We start from the raw sequence: 21,688 nt of genomic DNA, 5'->3' as shown, positions 1-21,688 counted from the left end.
GCGAAGCCGCTCGCTGGTTCAGCCACAAGAGGCTTCGCCCGCACCTTCATCCGCCCTTTCGGGGCACCTTCTCCCGCGCGCGGGAGAAGGAACATGCATCAAACCAGGCAGTAGCCGCTCTCCCGCGCGCGGGAGAAGGATCGATCACTCGATCGGCTGGTCCAGCATCAACTCGCGCGCAAAGCGCACCGGCGGCGCACCGTAGGACAGCATCTTGTCGTGGTAGGCCTTCAGGTTGAAGTCCTTGCCCAATTTGTCCTGCACCGCCTTGCGTGTATCCAGGTGTTCCTGCACGCCGACGAAGTAGGTCGGCAGCTGCGCCGACGACAGCTGCGCACGCACCCACTTGCCCGAGGCTTCGCTTTCCTGCTGGAAGGTGTCGTGGGTCATCAGATGCATCGCCTTGTCGCGATCCCAGCCGTCCACATGCACGCCCTGGTCGAGGATGGCGTTGGCGATGGTGCGCAGGTAGAACTTGAGCTGCACCAGGTGGAACAGCGGGTCGTTCTCCAGATAGCCCTGCTCCTGCATCATGCGTTCGGTGTACACCGCCCAGCCTTCTGCGAACATGCCCGAGCGCAGCACCGCACGCAGCGTGGAGGGGAACTTGGCCGAGTGCCAGCCTTCCAGGTAATGGCCCGGCGTGCCCTCGTGGATGCTGAGCAGATGGATCATGCGGGTGTTGTACTCGCGCAGGAACGAATCAACCTGCTGGTCGTTCCAGTCCTCGGGAATCGGCGAGACCGCGTAGAAGGTCTTGAGATTCTTGTCGAGCGGGCCGGGCGAATCGCAATACGCCACCGCCACGCCACGCTGGAATTCCGGCATCAGGATGATGTCCACCGGCGAATCCGGCAGCGTCATCAAATCCTTCTGGCGCACGAATTCGGTGGATTGCGCCAGCGCCGCCTTGGCGTCGTCCACCACCTTGTCGCGCGCGGGTTTGTCGGCATAGGCCAGTTCCAGCGCGGCTTCGATCGCAGCCTGCTGCTGGTCGTCGCTGGGCGAGGCGGGCAGCTTCGGTGCGCCCGGCTTGTCCTTGAGCACGGTACGCGCGATGTCGTACATCTGGCTGCGCACGCGTTTGAGTTCGGACTCCGCACGCTGTTTGATGTCGGCGCGCGACAGCGACGACAGCAGCGCGAATTTCAGCTTCTGATCGTACTTGTCCGCACCGACGCGGAAGTCGCCCTTGGCATTGGGCACCAGCACGGTGTCCAGCCAGGTCTGTTGCTCGGTCACGGCCTTGCGCAGGTTGTCGATGGCCGCCTGCGCGCGCGCCGCTTCGATCGGGCCGAGCTGGCTGATGTTGGGCGCGATGAAGGTATCGACGATGCTCAGGATGCCCTTGTTCTGCTTGGCCACCGTCTCGGCGTGGATCCTGGGCACGCGCGCCGGGTCCAGGTTGGCGCGCGCCTGGGCGAAGATGCTGGGGATCTTTTCCATGCGCTGGGTGGCCGACGCCAGCCGCTCGGGCAGCGGCGCGAACTCGCGCGCCATCAGGCCGTACAACGCGCTGCCGGCCAGGCCGTTGTAGACCTGCGGGTCCCAGGCCCAGCTCTGCAGGACCTCGGTGTTCCAGAGTTCCGACTGCAGCTGGTTACGCAGGATCGCCGCATCGACCTGGTTCTCGCGCGACAGCTTGGCGACGTCGATCGCATCCAGCTCGCTCAGCAGCTTCTTGCCTGCCTCCAGGCTGCGCTGGCGCCCGGCGGTGCTGAGATCGTCGATCTGCGTATCGAAGCGGTGATCGCCGGTCTGGGTGGCGGTGACCGGCGACAGCTGCATCCAGGTGTCCAGGGCTTGTTTGGACAGCGCGGCAAAACGCGCATCCGGGGTCTGCGCATCGTGCGCACCGGCGGGCGGCGCGGTATCGGCGCGCGGCGATTCGGGCTGCTGCTGGCAGGCACTCAGGCCGGCGATCAGGGCGAGGACAAGCAGGCGTTGACGCATGGTGGGTCCTGGTGGAGTCAATCTGCCAGCATAGGCAACTGCGCGGTTGTCCGCATCCGCCATTGGTTTAGAGTGGCGGTCGACGCGGTGCGTCGCGCGCCAAGCGGGTGCGGCCGGCATGCTGAATCGGCCGGTCTGCGGCACAGGCCCTGGCTGGCGCCTGGCCCGCCTTCATGTCGCCACCGTATGCCTGTTGCACGCCACAGCGAGGTGGCGCATTCCAAGGAGGAACACCATGTTGTATGCCGGTAGCTGTCATTGCGGACGCATCGCCTTCGAGCTGGAGACCGATGCCCCGATCACCGAGGTCTACGACTGCAATTGCTCGCTGTGCCGCCGTCGGGGTGGCCTGCTCTGGTTCGGCACGCGTACCCAGCTGCGCCTGCAGGCGGACCCGGACGCGGTCGGCACCTACCGCTTCAATCGCCACCATATCGATCATCATCATTGCCCGCAGTGCGGCATTGCGCCCTTCAGCGAGGGGGCCAACCCCAAGACCGGCGAAGCCAGCGTGGCGGTCAACGTACGTTGCCTGCCCGCGCTGGATCTGGCCACCTTGAACGTGCAAACGGTCGACGGAGCCAGCCGATGAGGCGCGGCATGCGCTGGCCCGGCATCGCGCTGCTGGTCGGCTGGGCGCTGTGCGGGTGTGCGCGGCCTCAGGGGGAGATGGCCGCAGATGGCGGTGCCCCGGCGCCGCCAGCGCCGCCAGCCGCACAAGGCGATGCGCTTGCGTACGAACACGATGTGCGGATCGAGTTGCCCGCCGATCAGATCGGCCAGCGCATCGCGGCCGTGCGCACTGCGTGCCAGAGCGCGCAGTTCGGCACCTGCGCACTGTTGGCGGTGGAACAGGATGGCGGACGCGAGCCCAGCGGCAGCGTTCGCGTGCGCACGGTGCCCGATGGCGTCGAGCCATTGGTGCAACTGGCCGGCCAGCACGGAGAGGTCGCGGCACGCAGCACGCGCGCCGAGGATCTGGCCCAGCAGATTGCCGATACCGGCCTGGCGCAGGCACGTCTTCAAAAGGAGCACGCGCGCCTGCTGGAGTTGCAGCAGCGCCGCGATCTGGCGGTAAGCGATCTGCTTGCGTTGTCCAAGCGCCTGGCCGAGATCGAAGCCCAGGCGCAGCAGACCCAGCAGGAGTCAGCGCAGCAGCAACGCCGTATCCGCACGCAGTTACTGACGCTCAACTTCCGCAGTACGGGTGGGGAACAGGGCAGAAGCGAGATCGCGCAGGCCACTGCCGAGTTCGGGCAGGTGTTCTCCTCCAGCGTGGCATTCGTGATCCGTGCGGTCGCGGCGTTGCTGCCAGTGGCGCTGCTGGCGGCGATCGCCGGCTGGCTGCTGTTGCAGGCGTGGCGCTGGCGCGCGCGGCAGCGCAGGACGTCCTGACCTGCGCACGGCTGGGCGGCCCAGCCGCGTTGGCCGCATGTTGTGGCCAGCAGCGTGCGCCCTCGAACGCACCGCTGCCTGGAATGCGGCGGTGCCTGCATAGTGCAGGGCGCAGCAAGCCATGCGATCTGGCAAGAGGGCAGGCCGACTGCAGGTGTCGATCGATACTACAGTCGCGCCCAACGCAAGCTCAGCCTTCGTCGAACTCGTACTCGACAAAAACGTCCAGCTGCAATGCCAGTTCCTGCACGGCGTCGCGCACCTTTTGCGCGGTGGCGTCGTTGCCGGCTTCCACTTCGAACTCGTGGCTGCCCGGACCTTCGTCGTCGGACAGGCCGGCCGAGCTGGAATCGTCGTCGTCAAGATGCGGCATCAGATCGTCCACTTCTTCGACGTGCTCGATGCCTTCGATGCTCTGCAGCAGGTTGGCGATGGCACGCGCGTCGTCGTCGGTGCCGGTGATACGCATGCGAAGAGTCGGCATGGGAGAGCTTCCTTGGATTGGGGACCCAAAGCCTAGGCAGCCGTCAGGCAAGATCGGGTGATGGCTGCGTGCGCCGGCCGCTCACGGGCGCCGCGCGGTTGCCTGTGTCGCAGTGGTATCCAATACCGGCACCAGCAGGGCCTGGGCGGCAGTGCGCAGCAGCGCCGGTGCGATGTAGCGATGGTGCACGCCGTCCACCAAGGCCATGTAGATGCGGCCAAAGCGGTTGCGGCAGGCCACGCGCGTCTCCAGGCTGAGCTCCACACTGCCATCCTCCAGTACTTCCACGCCCACGCTGCTGCGAAAGACCAGGTGTCGGTCGTCGGCGCCCAGCAACACCTGAACGCGTCGATCCAGTGGCGCAGTGTCTTGCGCAAGTACCGGGAATCGCCCTGCGAACAGGCAGTCGCGCTGCGCCGACAGCAACGAAGACACCGGGCAGCCCAGCGGAGATGTCCGCAACTGCAGCGGCGCCACCAGCGCATTGCGCAGCCGCATCAACCAGGTGACGCCGCGTGGCGCGCGCTCGGTGAACGCCTCCAGCAGCAAGGCCATCAAGGTGTGCGCACCGCGTTGACGCAACTGATGCGGCTGCAGGCGCAGACGCACGCTGTCCTGATGATCGAAGCCTTGCAGGTGCCGGGTCAGCAGCGAGCCGGGCTTGGGTTGGGCATGCACGCTGACCTGCGCCAGCTGCGGTGCCAGCGCAACAAACCCCACCGGCCGACGCAGCCGGCTCACTGCTTGGCGCAGCCTGCCGCTGAGCGAGCGCAGCCGGCCGCACCAGGCAAACCTGCTGCTGCCTGGCGATGCGGCCAGCGACAGACGCACGGTGGGGATCTGCAGCGCACGCGCCTGCGCCGAGGCCAGTAGCCCGAGCACCGCCTCGGGCAGCGTTTCGGTGAGCGTGGCGATATCGGCAGTGCCGGACAGCACGCGTGCGCGCACCGCATCGCTCAAGTCGCCGCCGGCCTCATCGCTGTGGCAGGACAGTGCGAAAAATGCCGGGTGTGCGGCTTGCGCTTTGAGCGGTGCGAACTGATGCCAGGTGCCGCCGCCAAAGCGCACGGTGAACAGGCAGTCGGCCGGCAGATCGATATGCCGCAACGCCGCCAGGAAGTGCTGCGGGTCCTGTTCGATCTGTTTCATCGAGGCGGTGCAGAAGCGCAGTTGCGCGCCACTGCTGCCGGTGATGGCGGTGAACATGCGATGGCCGGCGTGGCGATGGAACGGGTGGCCGTTGGCGCCCACCGCAAACGAGAACAGCGCGGTCGATTCGCCGTGCGCAAAGTCGGTGCCGGCCAGGCGTGCCGATGGCTCGTCCAGCGCATCGTGAAAACTGGGATGCGCGCGCTGGCGGCGACAGGCCTGTTCGATCAACGGGTTGCCTGCGCCCACGCCCAGCTGTGCGATCAGCGTGACCTCCACCGGCAGACCGCCGCTGTAGGACTCCAGACGGACTGACGGAAAACCTGCGTGTGCATCGGCAGGGCGTTGCTGGGGCGTGCTGAACATCGGCATGAGTCCTTTGCGGCCGGAGGAGGGTCAGGAGGTCTTCTTGGTCAGGGCGCGCGCCTTGCGCTTGAGCGGCGCCGAGGCCGGGCAGACTTCGAAGGCAAAGCTGCTGAGCGTGTTGACCATGTTGTCCGGGGTGAGCCGATAGACCACGAACTGGCCGCGCCGCTCGCTGGACACCAGCCCGGCGCTTTCCAGTACCGACAGATGCCGTGAGATGGCCGGCGCGCTCATTTCGAACAACTGCCCGATCTGGCCGGCGGTGAGTTCCTGGTCTGCCAGGCACGCCAGCATCTTGCGGCGGGGCTGGGAGGCGAGGGCTTCGAAGATGCGGTCGATGGACATAAGGGATTAAGTAATTAACGAATTAGCTAATTAATTTATTTTGTGGCGGCCGATGTCAAGTGTTTTTTCCGGGGCTGCGCCGCCCGTCCACGGCCGGATGCAGCTGGCGACCGTCGCGAGCCTTGCCGTGATTGGCGATGGGGGCGCTGTCGACGTCGAGCGCGCAAGGGATCTGCCAGCGTTGCGATGCAGGCCGCTGCCGGTTGCCGACGCTGGAGTGTGTTGTCGTGCGCCTGTCGCACTGGCATGCCGCATCGGTCCGCCAGCACCTGCGCGCAGGTCGCGCACCGCGCTTACGTCATGCAGGCCAGCGAAGCCCGGCCAGCAACATCGCAGTGGTCAAGCCAGCCGCCTCAGGCACCAGGCATTGCCATCAGTTCTGCCGGCAATGCGGGCATCGGGGTACGTTCGTCCAGGGCTTCGCGTTTGAGCCAGTCGATGAACAACGCTGCCGCCGGGCTGGGCTCGCGGTGGCTGGGGTGCACGATGTAATACGCGTAGCGGGCCTTGAGCGTGGGGCCTGGCAGCCGCACCAGTTCGTAGCGTTGCAGGTAGGGCTGGGCGATGTGCTTGCGTGCCAGCACCGCGCCCAGGCCGTAGACCGCCGCGCGCATCGCATCGGTGCTGTCGTTGAAGGTATGCATCGGTGGCAGCGTGGTGCCGCGCACCTGGGCGGCGCGAAACCAGTCGCGCCAGCCCTGCGGCGACATGTCACTCAGCAGCGGCAGCTGGGCGATCTGCGCCGGTGTGCGCAGTGCCGCCACTTCCGGCAACGAAGGCGAGGCCACCGGGAACAACTCATCGTCCATCAAATGCTGCGAGGTCAGTCCGGGCCATGCGCCTTGCCCATACCGAATGCCCAGTTCGGGGCCGCCTTCTTCGAAACGCGAAAACGCCGGGTCCGATTGCAGGTCCAGGCGGATGTGCGGATGGGCGCGGCAAAAGCGCGGCAGCCGCGGCAACAGCCAGCAGTATGACAGCGAGCGCAGCGTGGTCACGCGTAGCGGGATGGCGTCTTCGCGCGGGTGCAGGTTGCCGGCCACCGCGGCGATCTCGGCCAGGGCGGCGGTGGCGGCGTCGGCCAGCTGGCGGCCTTCGGCGGTGAGTTTGACCCCGCGCGGCAGCCGCTGAAACAAGGTGACGCCCAGCAACGCTTCGAGCTTGCGCACGTGGTGACTGACCGCGCTGGCGGTGAGATGCAGTTCTTCGGCCGCATGCGCAAAATTTTGGTGGCGCGCGGCGGCGGCGAACACGCCCAGCGCGGGCAACAGGGTCGGGCGCAGATTCATCGAGACATGAGTCAGATTTGTGGCTGACCGCGATACTACGCGCTTGTCGCGCCCGCAGTGGCAGCCGATGCTGCGCCATCCCGTTGCGATGATCGTGCCATGCCCAGCTGTCTGCCCGCGCTTGTCTGCTGCCGTTTCAGTACCGCACGGCATGGTGCCGGAGCACGCCCATGAGTGCGCACTCGTCGACGCAGCCGGTCGGTGCGACGCGCGAATGGCGGACCCCGCTGGAGCTGGGTTTTCTTGGCATCGTATGGGGCTGCTCGTTCCTGTTCATGCGCGTGGCGGCGCCCAAGTTCGGCACGGTGGCCCTGGTGGAAATCCGCCTGGCACTGGGTGCGGCGGTGCTGCTGCCGTTTTTGTGGCTGGCGCGCGACCGCTTCCCCTTGCACCGTTGGCCGATGCTGGCCGCGATCGGCGTGTTGAACTCCGCCCTGCCGTTCTTGCTGTTCGCGTGGGGCGCGCAGCACGCGCCGGCCGCCGTCGGTGCGATCTGCAATGCGATGACGGTGTTGTTCACCGCCTTGATCGCGTTCCTGTTCTTTGGCGAACGCATCGGCACGCGGCGCGCGCTGGCCTTGCTGGTCGGATTCATCGGCGTGCTGGTGCTGGCGACCGGCAAATCGGCCGGGTTGAGCGTGGGACCGGCGGCATTGGCAGGGGCGACCGCCTCGCTGCTGTACGGCATCGGCTACAACCTGGTGAAGCGCCACATGGGCGACCTGCCACCGGCCGCATCGGCGGCCTCCACGCTGGGCTGCAGTGCGTTGCTGCTGGCGCCGTTGGCCTGGCTGCAGTGGCCGACCACGCCGGTGCCGGCAGTGGCCTGGGTCTGCGCGACCGCGTTGGGCGTGGTCTGCACCGGGTTGGCGTTCCTGATGTATTACCGCTTGATCCAACGCATCGGCCCGGCGCGTGCATCCACCGTGACCTACCTGGTGCCGGTGTTCGGTGCGCTGCTGGCGTGGTCGCTGCTGGGCGAACCGCTGACCTGGACCATGTTGCTGGCCGCGGTGCTGATCCTGGGCAGCGTCGCCTTCAGCCAGCGCGCGCGCTGAGAGCAGCTAGCAAGACCACTGTGCTCGCCGACAGGACGCGCGGCCTGTACTCGGTATTCGGTGGGCGTGGACCACTGAACACTCCGGTTCCGCGTCCGCCGACCGCTTGATGGCCGCTGGCTACGTCCTGTTGGCCGGGCTAAACCACGCGCAGCCCGCCTTTACGAATCCCCAATTCCGAATCCCCAATCCCCGATCTCGATTCAACCAGCAGGCGGCGCCCGCACCGGCAACGGCACATTGCACAGATCGATATGCCCGGCCGGGCGCTTGTAGAAATCGTCCCTGCGATTGCGGCGTGCTTCGGCCACGTCGCGGAAGGTCTGGCTGTCGGTGCGCAGCAGTTGCAGTGGCGTGCGCTCGGGCACCGGCACCTCGCTGGCCAGGCGGATCGCACGGATCGGCGAGCGCTGCGCGGGGTCTTCGTAGAAGCCCATCGGGTCGGGGCCGCGCGGGATCACGCTGAGCAATTCCATGCCCTTGACCACGCGTCCGACCACGGTGATGTTGCGATCCAGCTGCCGCGGCGACTGCCCGGTGACCACATACAGCTCGGCGCCGATGCTGCTGTCTTCGTCGTTGTTGCGGCCTGCGCCCAGCGTGCCGTAGCAATGCGCCAGCCAGGCTTTGCCGCTGGCGCTGTCGCGGCCTGCCGGGAAGCCCTCGACAAAACCGACCTGCGGCGCCCAGCCATCGCTATCGGGCAGGCGCTGGAAATCCAGGCCCTGCGCCGGGCGTTCGAATTCGGCCGGAAGATGCGTCTTGGCCGAGCCCAGGGATCTGGCCTTGCCGGGCGTCTCGCCGTCGGGGTCGCCGAACTGCACCACGAAATTGTCCTGCGAGCGGTAGATGCTCAGCCCGTCCCAGAAGCGCTCGTGGGCCAGCGTGCGGATGTTGCCCACGTGCTCGGGCGCAAACTGCGGCGCCAGCTCGATGATGACCCGCCCGCCATCCAGCTCCAGGTACAGCGTGCGATCGGGGTCTAGCACGCGCCACGCGTCGGCCGGCGAGCTGTCCAGGATCTGTTGCGGACTGCGATAGGCCGCGTGGGCGGTAGCGGGCAAGACCAGAGCGAGCAGGCAGGCAGAAACAACAGTGCGCAGCAGCATGAAGGCAACCAGCGAGGAGAGGTGCCTGATTCTTGACCAAGGCGCGCAAGGACGCAAAGCGGCGATTCGCACATCGCGACGTCGCCGTACTACGCGGGCGTCATGTCGGCGGTGACTGCATGCGGTTGCGCCGCCCGCAGTGCAGCCATGACACCGACATCGAGCGGACGCGTGACGAGCGACCGGCACATGGATGTGGCGAGCGTCTGTCTTGCAGGCCGGTCGACAGGGTTGCGATTACCGCGCCGGTTTGCGCTTGACGTAGAGCTGCTTGCGCACGCGCGCAACGACCTCGCCATCGGGGTTGTGCACCGTATTTTCGAACCAGCGCAGATGCTTCTCTCCGCCGGCGGTGGCTTGGCGCAGGTCGGCGAGCATGGCGTTGTCGATCACAAAGTCCGCGCTCACCGTGCCACGCCCGGGTTTGACGAACTCGATGCTGCCGGCCTTGTCCCAGACGTAGTAGTCGCGCCCCAGGTTCTGCATGACCAACAGCATCCAGAACGGATCGGTCATCGCAAACAGGCTGCCGCCGAAATGGGTGCCGACGTAGTTGCGATTCCACGGGCGCTGCCGCAGTTCCACCCGCGCGAAGCGATAGTCGGCCGACAACACGGTGACGTGGATCCCCGAGAACAGATAGGGCGGCCACAGGTTGATGCCGAGCTTGAACAGTGAAGCGCGCATGCGGGCCTGGTTCCATGGCGGGTCAAGCCCACAGCATAACATTCGCATGCGTATGGTGGCGGTGCCGCAGGTCGACATCGGGGCGGTCGTGTCCGCGCTGAGAGTCGGGCCAGGCGGCGCGTCATCGCCGCTCGCGCAGTGTGTCTCGCCGCTTGGTGCACGCGCGCGAGGGCCCGCCGCGGCGGGGCAGCCCTCGTAGGAGCGGACTTGGCCGCGACGGTGCGTCACTGATACCTGGGGGCGTTGTCGCGACCGTGGGATGCCTCGTCGCGGCCGGGTCCGCTCCTACGCGTTAGGAGGGGGCTTGAAGGTCAGCGCTGTGCCGGGTGCGGCTTGTGCGCGGTAGGCAGCAGGGCATCGACCCTCGTAGGAGCGGACCTGGCCGCGACGGTGCGTTACCGATACTCGGGGGGCCTTGTCGCGACCAGGGGATGCCTCGTCGCGGCCGGGTCCGCTCCTACGCGGAAACAGTGCCTCGTCGCATCCAGGTCCGCTGCTACGTGTCCATGTGGCGCCGCAGCGCCACCGGCTATCAGAACACCAGCGCCGACATCTTGCGGCGGTAGCGGCCAACCAGGTCTTCGTCTTCGATCACACGGAAGGCATCGATCAGGCTGCGGCGCGGCAGGTTCTCCTCAAAGGCGCGGTCCTGGCGCAGCATTTCCAGGAACTGCTCCAGCGCCGCTTCGTCGTTGCCGTCGAGCAGATGGCGCACGCCCAGCAGGTGACGTGCGCGCAGGTCGGCGCCGTTGGCGTCCACGCTGGCCTGCAGTGCGCCCGCGTCCGGGGCGTCCTTGAGCACATTGGCAAAACTCAGGCGGGCCTTGGCACGCACCGCGCGGTCATCGGTGGCCAGGTTGGCGGGCAGGGCGTCGATCAGCTGTTCGGCCTCGGCGGTGTCGCCGGTCTTGAGCAGCGCCAGCGACAGGTCCAGCTTGAGCTCGTCCTTGTCCGGGTCGGCGGCGATCGCCTCGCGCAATGCGGCGGCCTGTGCCTGCGGGTCCAGCGGCGCCTCGGGCTGCAGCGCTTCGGGCGCCTGTGGCTCGGCCGGCAGCACGCCGTGCTGGGTCAGGAATTCGCGCACCTGGCCCTCGGGCATCGCGCCGGGGAAGCCGTCGACGATCTCGCCGCCCTTGACCAGGAACACCGTCGGTACCGAGCGGATCTGGAACGCTGCGGCGATCTGCTGTTCCTTGTCCACATCGACCTTGCCCAGCTCGAATGCGCCGTTGTACTCGCCTGCCAGCTTTTCCAGGATCGGCGTCAGCGATTTGCACGGCCCGCACCAGGTGGCCCAGAAGTCCACCAGTACCGGTGTCGTCAACGATTTCTGCAGGACCTCGGTCTCGAAGGTGTCGGTGGTGGCATCGAATACATGCGGCTTGTCGGACATGGGCTTCCTGATGGGGTGACGGCAACAGTGGGAGGTAATGGTGGCAAACCCGGCTGACACAAGGCCGGTCCGGGACGCCGGAGGGGGTTCACGGCGCGCCCGCCCGGCACGACAATGCCGCGTCCTGGTGGCGTGCGCGCCCCGCAGCGGAGCACGATAATGGGAAGGACTGACGGCGCGCAGCGCTACCTGGGGCTGATCGCGGCAAGCGTGTTCGTGCTGGCGCTGGCCGGGTTCGGCGCCACGTTGCCGGGTTATCTGCAGGCCAGCCACCCGGTCGCGCTGCTGGGCGCGCAAGGCGTGCCGCATGCGCTGGGCTTCAACCTGCTGGCGTTCGTGCTGGTCGGCGCGCTGGGCATGGTCACCGGCGTCAGCCTGCTGGCGCGCATGCCGCCCAGGGCCGGCTGGGGCCTGCGCGTGGGCGGGCAGCTGATCGTGCTGGCCGGGCTGGCCTTCGTCGGCATGGGCATGCTGCCGCTGGATCCCACCGATCTGGACGGCCGCGCCAGTCAGGCCCATGCCACGGCCTGGTTGCTGTGGGCGGTGGCCTTTGTGCCCGGCATGCTGTTGATTGCCGCTGCGCTGCTCAATGCCGCCGAGACCCGCGCGCTGGCCTGGCTCAGTCTGGCGGCCGGGCTGATGGTGGCGGTGCTGGCGTTCGGCCCGCCCGGCCTGCTGCGGCAGGCCATCGCCCAGCGCCTGGCGTTTCTGGCCTGGGTCGGCTGGCTGGCGGTCGCCGCCTGGATCTGGCCGGCAAAGCCGGCGATCTGAGCGAGCGGTTTGGTGCACCTGCTGCACTGCGGTACCCTGTACCGCTTTGCACCGCCCGAGCATCCGCTCCCAATGTCCACCGTCGAACCGAACGCCTACGACCCGCAGCAGGTCGAATCCTCCGCCCAGCAGTTCTGGGATGCCACCCGCGCCTTCCAGGTCGACGAGAACTCGGAGAAACCCAAGTTCTATTGCCTGTCGATGCTGCCGTACCCGTCCGGTGCGCTGCACATGGGCCATGTGCGCAACTACACCATCTCCGATGTGGTCAGCCGCTACAAGCGCATGACCGGCCACAACGTGATGCAGCCGATGGGCTGGGACGCGTTCGGATTGCCGGCCGAAAACGCCGCGATCAAGAACAAGACCGCGCCGGCCAAGTGGACCTACGCCAACATCGAGCACATGCGCGGCCAGCTGAAATCGCTGGGCTACGCCATCGACTGGTCGCGCGAGTTCGCCACCTGCACGCCGGACTATTACGTGCACGAGCAGCGCATGTTCACCCGGTTGATGCGCAAGGGCCTGGCCTATCGCCGCAATGCGGTGGTGAACTGGGACCCGATCGATCAGACCGTGCTGGCCAACGAGCAGGTCATCGATGGCCGCGGCTGGCGCTCCGGCGCATTGGTGGAAAAGCGCGAGATCCCGCAGTGGTTCCTGCGCATCACCGATTACGCGCAGGAACTGCTCGACGGCCTGGACCAGCTGGACGGCTGGCCGGACTCGGTCAAGACCATGCAGCGCAACTGGATCGGCCGCTCGGAAGGGCTGGAGATCCAGTTCGACGTGCGCGACACCGACGGCACCGCGCTGGATCCGTTGCGCGTGTTCACCACCCGCCCGGACACGCTGATGGGCGTGACCTTCGTGTCGATCGCCGCCGAGCATCCGCTGGCATTGCATGCGGCCAAATCCAATCCCGAGCTGGCCACCCTGCTGGAAACGCTCAAGCACGGCGGCGTCTCCGAAGCCGAGCTGGAAACCCAGGAAAAACGCGGCATGGCCACCGGCCTGACCGCGGTGCATCCGATCAGCGGCGAACAGGTGCCGGTGTGGGTCGCCAATTTCGTGCTGATGGGCTACGGCACCGGCGCGGTGATGGCGGTGCCCGGCCACGACCAGCGCGATTTCGAGTTCGCCAACAAGTACGCCCTGCCGATCGTGCAGGTGGTCAAGCTGCGCGAGCCGCGCAACGACGACGAACAGACCTGGGACGCCACCCAGTGGCGCGACTGGTACACCGACAAGAGCCGCCCGCTGGAGCTGATCAATTCGGCCGAGTTCGACGGGCTGGATTTCGGCGGCGCCTTCGAGGCACTGGCCGAGCGCTTCGAGCGCAAGGGCCAGGGCCAGCGCCGCATCAATTACCGCCTGCGCGACTGGGGCGTGAGCCGCCAGCGCTACTGGGGCTGCCCGATTCCGGTGATCTATTGCGCCAAGTGCGGCGCGGTGCCGGTGCCGGAAGACCAGCTGCCGGTGGTGCTGCCGGAAAACGTGGAATTTGCCGGCACCGGTTCGCCGATTAAGACCGACCCCACCTGGCGCCAGACCACCTGCCCGGACTGCGGCGGCCCGGCCGAGCGCGAGACCGACACCTTCGACACCTTCATGGAGTCGAGCTGGTACGTGGCGCGCTACACCAGCCCCAACGCACGCGACATGGTCGATCGCCGCGCCAATTACTGGATGCCGGCCGACCTGTACGTGGGCGGCATCGAGCACGCGATCCTGCACCTGATGTACTTCCGCTTCTATCACAAGCTCATGCGCGACGCGCGGCTGGTGGACAGCGACGAGCCGGTGACCAACCTGCTCACCCAGGGCATGGTCATCGCCGACACCTTCTACCGCGACGCCGACAACGGCGGCAAGGACTGGATCAACCCGGCCGACGTCGAGATCCAGCGCGATGAGCGCGGCCGCGTCACCGGTGCGGTGCTGATTGCCGACGGCCAGCCGGTGCACATCGGCGGCACCGAGAAGATGTCCAAGTCCAAGAACAACGGCGTGGACCCGCAGTCGATGGTGGCCAAGTACGGCGCCGACACGGTGCGGCTGTTCTCGATGTTCGCCGCGCCGCCCGAGCAATCGCTGGAGTGGAACGAAGCCGGCGTGGACGGCATGGCGCGCTTCATGCGCCGGCTGTGGGTGCAGGTGCACAAGCATGTGGGCGAGGGCAGCGCAGCGGCGCTGGACGCCGCCAGCCTGAGCGCCGAGCAGAAGGCGATCCGCCGCAAGACCCACGAAACCATTGGCAAGGTCAGCGACGACTATGGCCGCCGCCACAGCTTCAACACCGCCATCGCCGCGGTGATGGAGTTGTCCAACGCGCTGGCCAAGTTCGACGACGCCAGCGACCAGGGCAGGGCGGTGCGGCAGGAAGCGCTGGAAGCGATGGTGCTGCTGCTCAACCCGATCACCCCGCACGCCAGCCACGCCTTGTGGCAGGTGCTGGGCCGTGGCGAAACGCTGCTGGAAGACGTTGCGTTTCCGCAGGTCGACGCCAGCGCATTGGTGCGCGATGCACTGACGCTGGCGGTGCAGATCAACGGCAAGCTGCGCGGCACCATCGAGGTGGCCGCGGACGCGGCACGCGAGCAGATCGAAGCGCTGGCCCAGGCCGAGCCCAATGCCGCGAAATTCCTGGATGGGCTGACGATCCGCAAGATCATCATCGTGCCGGGCAAGATCGTGAACATCGTGGCGGGGTGATCGCTCGGGTTGCCATTGCCGATCCGGGCAGTTCCCGGATCGGCGTGGCGGCGCGGTGCGAGCTTGCTGCGGCGGTATTGGCAATCTGCCGCACTGGCGCGTGGTGCTGCGCAGGTCCGGTCGCTGCAGCGGTTCGCTGCGATCAACGGCGCCGGTGCGTCGCGACGCATGGCCAAAGTCAACGTGATGGTTCCCGGTACTGCATTTCAGTCGCGCTTGGCGACGTGCAGGTGAGATTGTCGGGGGAGGGTTGTGGTCATTCGTTTCACCGGCGCGTGGCGACGCGTTTGTCATTCCTGGGCGCCGGGTGGTTTCGCGGCGCCTATCAAGCCCCGTTCACGCGGGCTGCGTCAGGCTAGCCGCCTGTTGCCGCCGCCGGGGCGCTCATCCAGACTGTGCCCATGATTCGATTTCCTACTGCTTTCGCTGCGTCCCTCGTGCTGGTCTCCAGCCTCACCGCCTGCGGCTTCCACCTGCGCAATTCGCTTGCGTTGCCACCCGATACCCCGGCGGTGAAGGTGCAGTCCGCAGTGCAGTACAGCGAACTGGCCAAATTGCTGCGACGTGGCCTCAGGGCGGCCGGTGCCACGCTGGCCGACGAAGACGCCAAGACCGGCTTTGCGCAGGTGCAGGTGTTGTCCGAGCGCTGGGGCGATCTGCCGATCGCCATCGACAGCCAGGGACGTGCGCAGGAATACAGCCTGCGCTACGCCGCCATCTTTACCGTCACCACCGCCAACGGGGCGGTGCTGGTGCCGCAGCAGGTGATCGAGCTGTCGCGCGACTACGTGTCGCCGCCGGTGGATGCCACCGGTACCGCGACCGAGCGCGAGATCCTGGCCGACGAGTTGCGCAAGGACATGTCGGCCTCGATCCTGCGGCGTATCGATAGCGTGGTGCGCGCGCGCGTACAGCGCGGCGAGAGCCTGGAAAGCACGCCAACCGCGCCGCTGCCGCCGGCCGCCACGCCGCCCGTGCAGCCGTCGACGCCGGAATCGAGCGTGCCGGCGTCGCTGCCGCCCGCCTCTTCGTCGAACAACTGAGCGGGTCGTGATCAGCCCGTCCGCGCAGCTGCCGGGCAAGCGCGCCCGGAGTCCGGAACTGGATTGCGCCAGGCGCATGGTGCGCTTGCTGCGCGGTCGCCATGCCCCGGCGAGTGCTGCAGACGCTGTCTTGTCCGTGACGCTTCAGTCGCGCGTGCCCTTGTAGTGATGGAACTTCCGTAGTCATGGAACTTCGCCCCGAACAGCTGGCCGGCCAGTCCAGCCAGCCGTTGCAGCCGGCCTATCTGATCGCCGGCCCGGAAACCTTGCGGGTGCTCGAAGCGGCCGATGCGGTGCGTGCACGTGCGCGCGCCGAAGGCATCGGCGAGCGCGAGGTATTCGATGCCGATGGTCGCGAGTTCGACTGGAACCAGCTCGACGCCAGCTTCAACGCGCCCAGCCTGTTCAGCCCGCGCCGGCTGGTGGAAGTGCGCCTGCCCAGCGGCAAGCCGGGCAAGGACGGCGCCGAGGTCATCACCCGCTTCTGCGCCAACCCGCCGCCGGACGTGGTGCTGCTGATCACTGCCAACGACTGGAGCAAGGCGCACCAGGGCAAGTGGGCCGAGGCGATCGGTCGTATCGGCACCATTGCCGTGGCCTGGGCGATCAAGCCGCACGAATTGTCCGACTGGATCGAGCGCCGCCTGCGCGCGCAGGGGCTGCGCGCCGATGCGGCCGCGGTGCAGCGCCTGGCCGAGCGGGTGGAAGGCAATCTGCTGGCCGCCGCGCAGGAGATCGACAAGCTGGCCTTGCTGGCCGATGGCAAGACGCTGGATCTGGAGGCGATGGAATCGCTGGTGGCCGATGCCGCGCGCTACGACGTGTTCCGGCTGGCCGAAACCACCTTCTCCGGTCAGGCCGCTGCGGTGATCCGCATGCTGGCCGGACTGCGTGCCGAAGGCGAAGCGGTGGCGGCGTTGATGCCGATCCTGATCAAGGAACTGCTGCGCACTGCTGCCCTGGCCAAGGTGCAGGCCAATGGGGGCAACCTGGCTGCGGAAATGAAATCGCAGGGCATCTGGGAATCCCGCCAGGCCCCGTTCAAGCGCGCGCTGCAGCGCCATCCCGAGCCGCGCCGCTGGGAACGCTTCGTCGCCGAAGCCGGCCTGGTGGACCGCATGGCCAAGGGCCGCGCCGACGGCGATGCCTGGGTCGGCCTGGAACGCCTGCTGGTCGCAGTGGCCGAAGCACGCGCGGTGAGATTGCTGGCGTGAGCGCGGAGCAGGCCGGAACCGCTGAGCCAGGCACCGGCGCCGGGGAGCGGGAGCCTGCAACCAGTGACACCGCAGGGCAAGGCGCAAAGTCGGCAGCTCCCACCGGTGTGGCTGCAACGTCACCAGCCACCGATGCTCAGGCCGCCGCTTCAGACCCGCTTCTTTCCGACTCCCCACTCCCCCATCCCCAATCCCGATCCCACATCGATTCCCGGCTCCACCTCTACTACGGCGGCACCTTCGATCCGATCCACTTGGGTCACCTGGCCATCGCCTGCGCAGCGCGCGACGAACTCGCAGCGCTTGTGCACCTGGTGCCGGCTGCCGATCCGCCGCATCGCGCCGCACCCCGCGCCACTGCCGCGCAGCGTGCTCAGATGCTGGAGCTGGCGCTCGCCGGCCAACCCGGGCTGCAGTTAGACCGCCGCGAGCTGCAGCGCGCCCGCCAACAGCTGGCCCCGTCCTACACCGTGGAGACCTTGCGCGAGCTGCGCCAGGCACTTGGCCCCGCCACGCCGATCGCCTGGTTACTGGGTGCCGACGCCTTCGTCGAATTGCATCGCTGGCACCAGTGGGAGGCGCTGTTCGAGTTGGCGCACTTCGTCATCGCCGCGCGGCCCGGCACGTCCCTGGACCTGCGCGACGCGCCGCAACTGGCCGCTGCTGTGCAGGGCCGCTGGTCTGCCAATGCCGACGAGTTGGTCGCCGCGCCGGCCGGCCGGCTGTGGCAATTGCACCACCCGATGCGCGGCGAATCGGCCAGCGCCGTGCGCGCGCAGATCGCTGCCGGCGGCGCCTGGCAGGCGCTGGTCCCGGCAGCAGTGGCCAGCTTCATTGCCCGGGAAGGCCTGTACGGCTGCGCCCGCCCGGCTAGCTGAACACGCGTCCGCCCGGACCGGCCTATAATTCACGCCAATTCCATCGAGTTGCCGCTTTGACCAGCCAAGCCCAAGTCATCAAGACCTCCATTCCGAATCCGCCGCCGTCCGTGCCGGCCCTGTTGGCCACCGTGCGCGAGGCTGTCGAAGAGCTGAAAGCCAAGGACGTGGTCGAGATCGATGTACGCGGCAAGTCCAGCGTTTGCGATTACATGGTGGTGGTCTCTGGCACCTCGACCCGCCACGTCAAATCGATCGCCGACGAAGTGGTCAAGTTCGCCAAGCGCCTGGACGTGATGCCGCTGGGCGTGGAAGGCGAGCGAGAAGCCGAATGGGTGCTGGTCGACCTGGGCGACGTGGTGGTGCACGTGATGCTGCCGCGCGTCCGCGAGTTCTACGCGCTGGAGCGCCTGTGGACGGTGGGCGACCAGCGTCCCTCCGACCAAGACGACGCCGACGAGCAGCCCTGAGTCACGCACTGCACGGTGTGCACTGCGCAACACACGAACGGCGCCCTTGGGGCGCCGTTTTTGCGTCTGCCGTCGCTCACCGCTGCGCGGCTTAAAGCGGCCCGCGCTCCCACGGGCCGGTGATGGCCAGGGTGATCCCCGGGGTCTGGATGTTGACGAACAAGGTACGCGCCAGCGGGTCCCAGCAGGCGCCGCAGAACTCGGTATCGCGATAGTCGCCCTCGGCAATGGTCTTGCCGGCAGCGGCGATCTGCTGCGAGGTGAGCTGCACGTTGTTCTTGGCCAGGTAGAACGATTCGCCCCCGCGGGTCAGCCCGAGCAATCGCGCGCCGGGGCCGTATTCGTCCGGACTTTCGCCGCCGTCTTCGCACAGCACCACGCCGCCGCGCGCGCTGACGGTGACGTTGTCCGGATTGTGCGCGGCCAGCTGATTGCCGCTGACGAACAGCGCACTCAGGCGCTGGGTGAACAGGTCCAGCACCCACACTGCGCCATTGCCGTAACCGCGCCGGCCCTGCGCATCCACGCCGGTGCTGGTATCGACGATGAAGAGTTTGCCGTAGCTGTACCAGATGCCTTCGCCACGGCTCATGCGCAGCGCGCCATCGGCCCAGGCCTGTGCAAACGGTCCGCTCAAGGTGTCGTTGGCGCCGATGTCGGCAAAGCCGGCCGGTGCGGCGATGCTGTCCAGATCCGGCTCTTCGATATCCACCCATTCCAGCTGGAACTGCTGGCCGATGCTGGCCACGGTGAGGTCGGCATTGCGACGTCCGCGCACGCGCGCGGCCTGCAGGCGGCCGCCGTTTTCCAGCGAGCCGTTGCGGCCGCGGCGGTCGTTGGGAATGAAGCGATACAGGCCGGCCTTGTTGCGGTCGTCCTCGGTGAGATAGACGATGCCGGTGCGCGGGTCGATCGCCACCGCCTCATGACTGAAGCGGCCCAGACCCACCAGCGGACGACCGGTGGTGCGGTGGCTGTCCGGGTCCACTTCGAACACATAGCCGTGCTTGCGGCCGGTGCTGGACACCGCGTTGGTCTTGATCTCTTCGCAGCTCAGCCAGCTGCCCCACGGAGTCGGCCCGCCAGCGCAGTTGACCAGGGTGCCGCCCAGGCTGGGTTCCAGGCTGCCCCAGCCACGGCGGCCGTAACTCAGCGTGGTGGTGCCGCCGCCGGCGGACTGGGTGCCGCTGACGATGCCGGTGTCGTACATCGCCGGTGCGCGGAACGGGCTGCCTGCGCCGCGCTCGTGATTGCGGATCAACACGTACTCCAGGCCGCGCAGCGGGTCGCTGCCCGGCCGCCAGTCGGGACGGCGCAGACCGACCACGGCCATGCCGTCGTGACGGTCGGGGCAGGGCTGGCCATCGTCCATGCGATCGCCGCTCCAGCCGAACGAGCGGTAGCTGAAGCCGCGCGGCAGCTGCAGCAAGGGCAAGCCGGTGCTCTGGTCGGCGACCGGTGCAAGCGGGCCGTAGCGGCTGGGGACCGGTGCAAGGCGCACCGACGCAGACGTGGCGGCCTGGGCCTGGCGCGACTGCAAGGCGCCCAAGCTGCCAAGGGCGCCGGCGGCCATGACGGCGGCGCTGCCCTTGAGGACCTGGCGGCGGGCGGGATCGAAAATCGGCATCGAACGACTCCTGCTTGGCTGGGTGGTCGGGCGACACTAATTGCCGGCTGTAACCACGCCATGACACGCAACGACAAATCGTCACGGACTGCGCAGGCTGTGACGCGGATATCATGTGCCGATGAAATGCCGACTCATCGCCACCGGCGAGCGCGCACCGGCCTGGGTGGCGCAAGGTTTTGCCGAATATCAAAAACGTCTGTCGCACTGGATGCCGCTGGAGCTGGTCGAAATCGAACCCGGGCTGCGCGGCAAGGGCCGCGATGGGCAACGCGCCATCGACGACGAAGGCCGCCGCGTCATCGCCGCGCTCCCCAAGAACGCGCATGTAGTGGCACTGGATGTGCCAGGCCGGCCGCTGAGTTCGGAGCAGCTTGCCCAGCGCATGGAGCACTGGCGCGGGCAGGGGCGCGATCTGGCCTTCCTGATCGGCGGCCCGGAAGGCCATGCCGCCGAGGTACTGAAAAACGCCAATGAAAGTTGGTCGATCGGCCCGCTCACCTTGCCGCACATGCTGGTGCGGCTGATCGTGGCCGAGCAGCTGTACCGCGCTGCGGCGATGCTGGCCAATCATCCGTATCACCGCGCATAGCAAGGCGCGCAGGTCGTGCTGATCCCGCAGCAAGCTGCGGTGGTCGCCGTACGTCACCAGGGACGCAACCGGGTAGCCAACACGACCTGGCGAGCAGTCGCCAGGTGTGTCTGGATGGCGCGGACCGACCACGGTGCGAATGGCGCATGCCGATTCCGAACACCGGCTGCGCCTCCCTGATGACGGGGCCGGCGCGTCATGAGCGTTCCAGGTTGCAAGCGCGTGCGGTATGTCCAGCGCCTGCTGACGCGATGTGCCGTTACCGGCGATCGATGGCGGATGCGTCTATCGACGGACGCCGCGGCGATGTTGGATCTGCCTGCCAACCCGAACGCGCTCGTGCGTAGCGGCATGGCCGGCAGTTTTCGTTCGCGTGTGGGCGGTCGTATCGATGCGGCGGCGGCAGTTGCAGGCCGCCGCATCGGGTCGCCATTCAATTCAACGAAAAGCTCACCGGCACCAGGCCGTAGGCCTGTACCGCCTGGCCGTTCTGCATCGCCGGCTGAAAGCGCCAGCTGCGCAGCACCTGGCTGCGTGCGGCCAGATCGAGCGCGCGATGCCCGCTGCTGGTCTGCACGCTGACTTCGGCCGGGCGTCCATCGGTACCGACCAGCACGCGCAGCAGCACCGTGCCTTGTTGCCCCGCACGCAATGCCGCCGCCGGGTAACTCGGTGCGGGCGAGCTCAGATACTGCAGCTGGCCTGCCTCGATCGGCCCACTGGGCGCAGCGATGGTGGGCGCGCTGTCCATCGCGGTGTTGGCTGCCGGTAGGGCAACCGTTGCGCTATCCAGCACCGGGGTATGGTCGATGAGAGGGGTCGGCACCGGGACCGCGACCGGTACGGTCTTCGGTGGTGTATGCGTCTGCGGCTTGAACTTCACATCGACCGGGACCAAGGGCGGCGGCGGTGCGGTCGGTATGGTGATCGGCATGACCCAGCGCGGCTCGGGTGGCGGTTGCGGAATCGCCCGGTGCGATAGCGGGATCAGCAACAAGCCGCCGGCCAGCAAATGCAGCGCCACGGCCGTGCTGATCGCCAGCACGCGTGAGGTATCGATGCCAAAGGGACGGGAAGAAACCTGCGATTGCGTGCGAACCATCATCCACCTCCAGAACGGAACTGCGGAAAGGACCAGCGCGGCCCGGAC

Annotated in this window: 20 protein-coding genes; 10 read left to right on the top strand and 10 right to left on the bottom strand. The window is 67.5% G+C overall.

From position 1 onward, the window contains the following. Positions 1-144 precede the first annotated feature (144 nt). A complete protein-coding gene (locus FHY19_RS02010; RefSeq protein ID WP_259161124.1) occupies positions 145-1,953 on the bottom strand; it encodes a DUF885 domain-containing protein in 1,809 nt (602 codons plus the stop codon). 235 nt (positions 1,954-2,188) lie between these two features. On the opposite strand from FHY19_RS02010, the gene FHY19_RS02005 reads away from it, so the two are divergent. Both FHY19_RS02005 and FHY19_RS02000 read left to right on the top strand, forming a co-directional pair. Then, positions 2,189-2,545 carry a GFA family protein gene (locus tag FHY19_RS02005; RefSeq protein WP_259151381.1) on the top strand — a complete coding sequence of 119 codons (357 nt, stop codon included), beginning with the start codon at positions 2,189-2,191 and terminating at the stop codon, positions 2,543-2,545. Next, a complete protein-coding gene (locus tag FHY19_RS02000; protein ID WP_259161123.1) occupies positions 2,542-3,348 on the top strand; it encodes a DUF4349 domain-containing protein in 807 nt (268 codons plus the stop codon). The genes FHY19_RS02005 and FHY19_RS02000 overlap by 4 nt, the downstream gene beginning before the upstream one ends. Positions 3,349-3,538: 190 nt before the next feature. Here the strand turns inward: FHY19_RS02000 and FHY19_RS01995 are convergent, their stop codons facing one another. The 4 genes from FHY19_RS01995 to FHY19_RS01980 all read right to left on the bottom strand — a co-directional run bounded on the left by FHY19_RS01995 (position 3,539) and on the right by FHY19_RS01980 (position 6,981). After that, complete coding sequence (locus tag FHY19_RS01995) at positions 3,539-3,832, bottom strand: hypothetical protein (RefSeq protein WP_005994696.1); 294 nt, start codon at positions 3,830-3,832, stop codon at positions 3,539-3,541. Between the two features lie 81 nt (positions 3,833-3,913). Next, entirely contained in the window at positions 3,914-5,347 is a 1,434-nt protein-coding gene (locus tag FHY19_RS01990) for a DUF2867 domain-containing protein (protein WP_259161122.1), read from the bottom strand. Positions 5,348-5,377: 30 nt separating this feature from the next. Beyond that, entirely contained in the window at positions 5,378-5,692 is a 315-nt protein-coding gene (locus FHY19_RS01985; RefSeq protein WP_024939743.1) for a metalloregulator ArsR/SmtB family transcription factor, read from the bottom strand. A 353-nt stretch (positions 5,693-6,045) separates the two neighbouring features. Beyond that, positions 6,046-6,981, bottom strand: coding sequence for a LysR substrate-binding domain-containing protein (locus FHY19_RS01980; RefSeq protein ID WP_259151351.1), 936 nt, complete (start codon positions 6,979-6,981; stop codon positions 6,046-6,048). A 170-nt stretch (positions 6,982-7,151) separates the two neighbouring features. Here FHY19_RS01980 and FHY19_RS01975 point away from each other — a divergent pair, with 170 nt between their 5' ends. Beyond that, positions 7,152-8,039 (top strand): DMT family transporter, encoded by an 888-nt coding sequence (locus FHY19_RS01975; RefSeq protein ID WP_259161120.1) that lies wholly within the window; start codon positions 7,152-7,154, stop codon positions 8,037-8,039. Positions 8,040-8,242: 203 nt separating this feature from the next. On the opposite strand, the gene FHY19_RS01970 is transcribed toward FHY19_RS01975, so the two are convergent. The 3 genes from FHY19_RS01970 to trxA all read right to left on the bottom strand — a co-directional run bounded on the left by FHY19_RS01970 (position 8,243) and on the right by trxA (position 11,228). Continuing rightward, a complete protein-coding gene (locus FHY19_RS01970) occupies positions 8,243-9,214 on the bottom strand; it encodes a peptidylprolyl isomerase (RefSeq protein ID WP_259152486.1) in 972 nt (323 codons plus the stop codon). 171 nt (positions 9,215-9,385) lie between these two features. Next, entirely contained in the window at positions 9,386-9,835 is a 450-nt protein-coding gene (locus tag FHY19_RS01965) for a DUF4442 domain-containing protein (protein WP_259161118.1), read from the bottom strand. Positions 9,836-10,367: 532 nt separating this feature from the next. Continuing rightward, positions 10,368-11,228, bottom strand: a complete 861-nt coding sequence (trxA, locus tag FHY19_RS01960; RefSeq protein WP_259161117.1) for a thioredoxin — start codon at positions 11,226-11,228, stop codon at positions 10,368-10,370. Positions 11,229-11,387: 159 nt separating this feature from the next. Here trxA and FHY19_RS01955 point away from each other — a divergent pair, with 159 nt between their 5' ends. The 6 genes from FHY19_RS01955 (at position 11,388) to rsfS (ending at position 18,319) form a co-directional block, all read left to right on the top strand. After that, a complete protein-coding gene (locus tag FHY19_RS01955; protein WP_259151341.1) occupies positions 11,388-11,999 on the top strand; it encodes a DUF998 domain-containing protein in 612 nt (203 codons plus the stop codon). A 72-nt stretch (positions 12,000-12,071) separates the two neighbouring features. Continuing rightward, positions 12,072-14,714 carry a leucine--tRNA ligase gene (gene leuS / locus FHY19_RS01950; RefSeq protein ID WP_259161113.1) on the top strand — a complete coding sequence of 881 codons (2,643 nt, stop codon included), beginning with the start codon at positions 12,072-12,074 and terminating at the stop codon, positions 14,712-14,714. A 401-nt stretch (positions 14,715-15,115) separates the two neighbouring features. Next, a complete protein-coding gene (gene lptE, locus FHY19_RS01945) occupies positions 15,116-15,757 on the top strand; it encodes an LPS assembly lipoprotein LptE (RefSeq protein WP_259151336.1) in 642 nt (213 codons plus the stop codon). A 185-nt stretch (positions 15,758-15,942) separates the two neighbouring features. Continuing rightward, positions 15,943-16,971 (top strand): DNA polymerase III subunit delta, encoded by a 1,029-nt coding sequence (gene holA / locus FHY19_RS01940; RefSeq protein ID WP_046963866.1) that lies wholly within the window; start codon positions 15,943-15,945, stop codon positions 16,969-16,971. Then, entirely contained in the window at positions 16,968-17,849 is an 882-nt protein-coding gene (gene nadD, locus FHY19_RS01935; RefSeq protein ID WP_259161111.1) for a nicotinate-nucleotide adenylyltransferase, read from the top strand. Before holA ends, nadD begins: the two co-directional genes overlap by 4 nt. 56 nt (positions 17,850-17,905) lie before the next feature. Then, entirely contained in the window at positions 17,906-18,319 is a 414-nt protein-coding gene (gene rsfS / locus FHY19_RS01930) for a ribosome silencing factor (protein ID WP_259151331.1), read from the top strand. A gap of 91 nt (positions 18,320-18,410) precedes the next feature. On the opposite strand, the gene FHY19_RS01925 is transcribed toward rsfS, so the two are convergent. Then, positions 18,411-19,946 (bottom strand): alkaline phosphatase PhoX, encoded by a 1,536-nt coding sequence (locus tag FHY19_RS01925; RefSeq protein ID WP_259161110.1) that lies wholly within the window; start codon positions 19,944-19,946, stop codon positions 18,411-18,413. 121 nt (positions 19,947-20,067) lie between these two features. Here FHY19_RS01925 and rlmH point away from each other — a divergent pair, with 121 nt between their 5' ends. After that, positions 20,068-20,538: a 23S rRNA (pseudouridine(1915)-N(3))-methyltransferase RlmH gene (rlmH, locus tag FHY19_RS01920; RefSeq protein WP_055849938.1), complete on the top strand. Its 471-nt coding sequence runs from the start codon at positions 20,068-20,070 to the stop codon at positions 20,536-20,538. A gap of 433 nt (positions 20,539-20,971) precedes the next feature. On the opposite strand, the gene FHY19_RS01915 is transcribed toward rlmH, so the two are convergent. After that, positions 20,972-21,643, bottom strand: a complete 672-nt coding sequence (locus FHY19_RS01915; protein ID WP_259161109.1) for an energy transducer TonB — start codon at positions 21,641-21,643, stop codon at positions 20,972-20,974. Positions 21,644-21,688: the final 45 nt, after the last annotated feature.

The organism is Xanthomonas sp. 4461 (genome assembly GCF_024806475.1).
Lineage (GTDB): Bacteria > Pseudomonadota > Gammaproteobacteria > Xanthomonadales > Xanthomonadaceae > Xanthomonas > Xanthomonas arboricola_F.
This window is presented reverse-complemented; position numbering and strand designations above follow the sequence as displayed.

What these genes read in the sequence shown, in the direction of transcription:
- FHY19_RS01980 (WP_259151351.1), bottom strand. Translation starts at nt 6,981, where the DNA reads ATGAATCTGCGCCCGACCCTGTTGCCCGCGCTGGGCGTGTTCGCCGCC.
- FHY19_RS01925 (WP_259161110.1), bottom strand. Translation starts at nt 19,946, where the DNA reads ATGCCGATTTTCGATCCCGCCCGCCGCCAGGTCCTCAAGGGCAGCGCC.
- lptE (WP_259151336.1), top strand. Translation starts at nt 15,116, where the DNA reads ATGATTCGATTTCCTACTGCTTTCGCTGCGTCCCTCGTGCTGGTCTCC.
- FHY19_RS01990 (WP_259161122.1), bottom strand. Translation starts at nt 5,347, where the DNA reads ATGTTCAGCACGCCCCAGCAACGCCCTGCCGATGCACACGCAGGTTTT.
- FHY19_RS01985 (WP_024939743.1), bottom strand. Translation starts at nt 5,692, where the DNA reads ATGTCCATCGACCGCATCTTCGAAGCCCTCGCCTCCCAGCCCCGCCGC.
- FHY19_RS01965 (WP_259161118.1), bottom strand. Translation starts at nt 9,835, where the DNA reads ATGCGCGCTTCACTGTTCAAGCTCGGCATCAACCTGTGGCCGCCCTAT.
- FHY19_RS01915 (WP_259161109.1), bottom strand. Translation starts at nt 21,643, where the DNA reads ATGATGGTTCGCACGCAATCGCAGGTTTCTTCCCGTCCCTTTGGCATC.
- trxA (WP_259161117.1), bottom strand. Translation starts at nt 11,228, where the DNA reads ATGTCCGACAAGCCGCATGTATTCGATGCCACCACCGACACCTTCGAG.
- FHY19_RS01955 (WP_259151341.1), top strand. Translation starts at nt 11,388, where the DNA reads ATGGGAAGGACTGACGGCGCGCAGCGCTACCTGGGGCTGATCGCGGCA.
- holA (WP_046963866.1), top strand. Translation starts at nt 15,943, where the DNA reads ATGGAACTTCGCCCCGAACAGCTGGCCGGCCAGTCCAGCCAGCCGTTG.
- rlmH (WP_055849938.1), top strand. Translation starts at nt 20,068, where the DNA reads ATGAAATGCCGACTCATCGCCACCGGCGAGCGCGCACCGGCCTGGGTG.
- leuS (WP_259161113.1), top strand. Translation starts at nt 12,072, where the DNA reads ATGTCCACCGTCGAACCGAACGCCTACGACCCGCAGCAGGTCGAATCC.
- FHY19_RS02010 (WP_259161124.1), bottom strand. Translation starts at nt 1,953, where the DNA reads ATGCGTCAACGCCTGCTTGTCCTCGCCCTGATCGCCGGCCTGAGTGCC.
- FHY19_RS02005 (WP_259151381.1), top strand. Translation starts at nt 2,189, where the DNA reads ATGTTGTATGCCGGTAGCTGTCATTGCGGACGCATCGCCTTCGAGCTG.
- FHY19_RS02000 (WP_259161123.1), top strand. Translation starts at nt 2,542, where the DNA reads ATGAGGCGCGGCATGCGCTGGCCCGGCATCGCGCTGCTGGTCGGCTGG.
- FHY19_RS01975 (WP_259161120.1), top strand. Translation starts at nt 7,152, where the DNA reads ATGAGTGCGCACTCGTCGACGCAGCCGGTCGGTGCGACGCGCGAATGG.
- FHY19_RS01995 (WP_005994696.1), bottom strand. Translation starts at nt 3,832, where the DNA reads ATGCCGACTCTTCGCATGCGTATCACCGGCACCGACGACGACGCGCGT.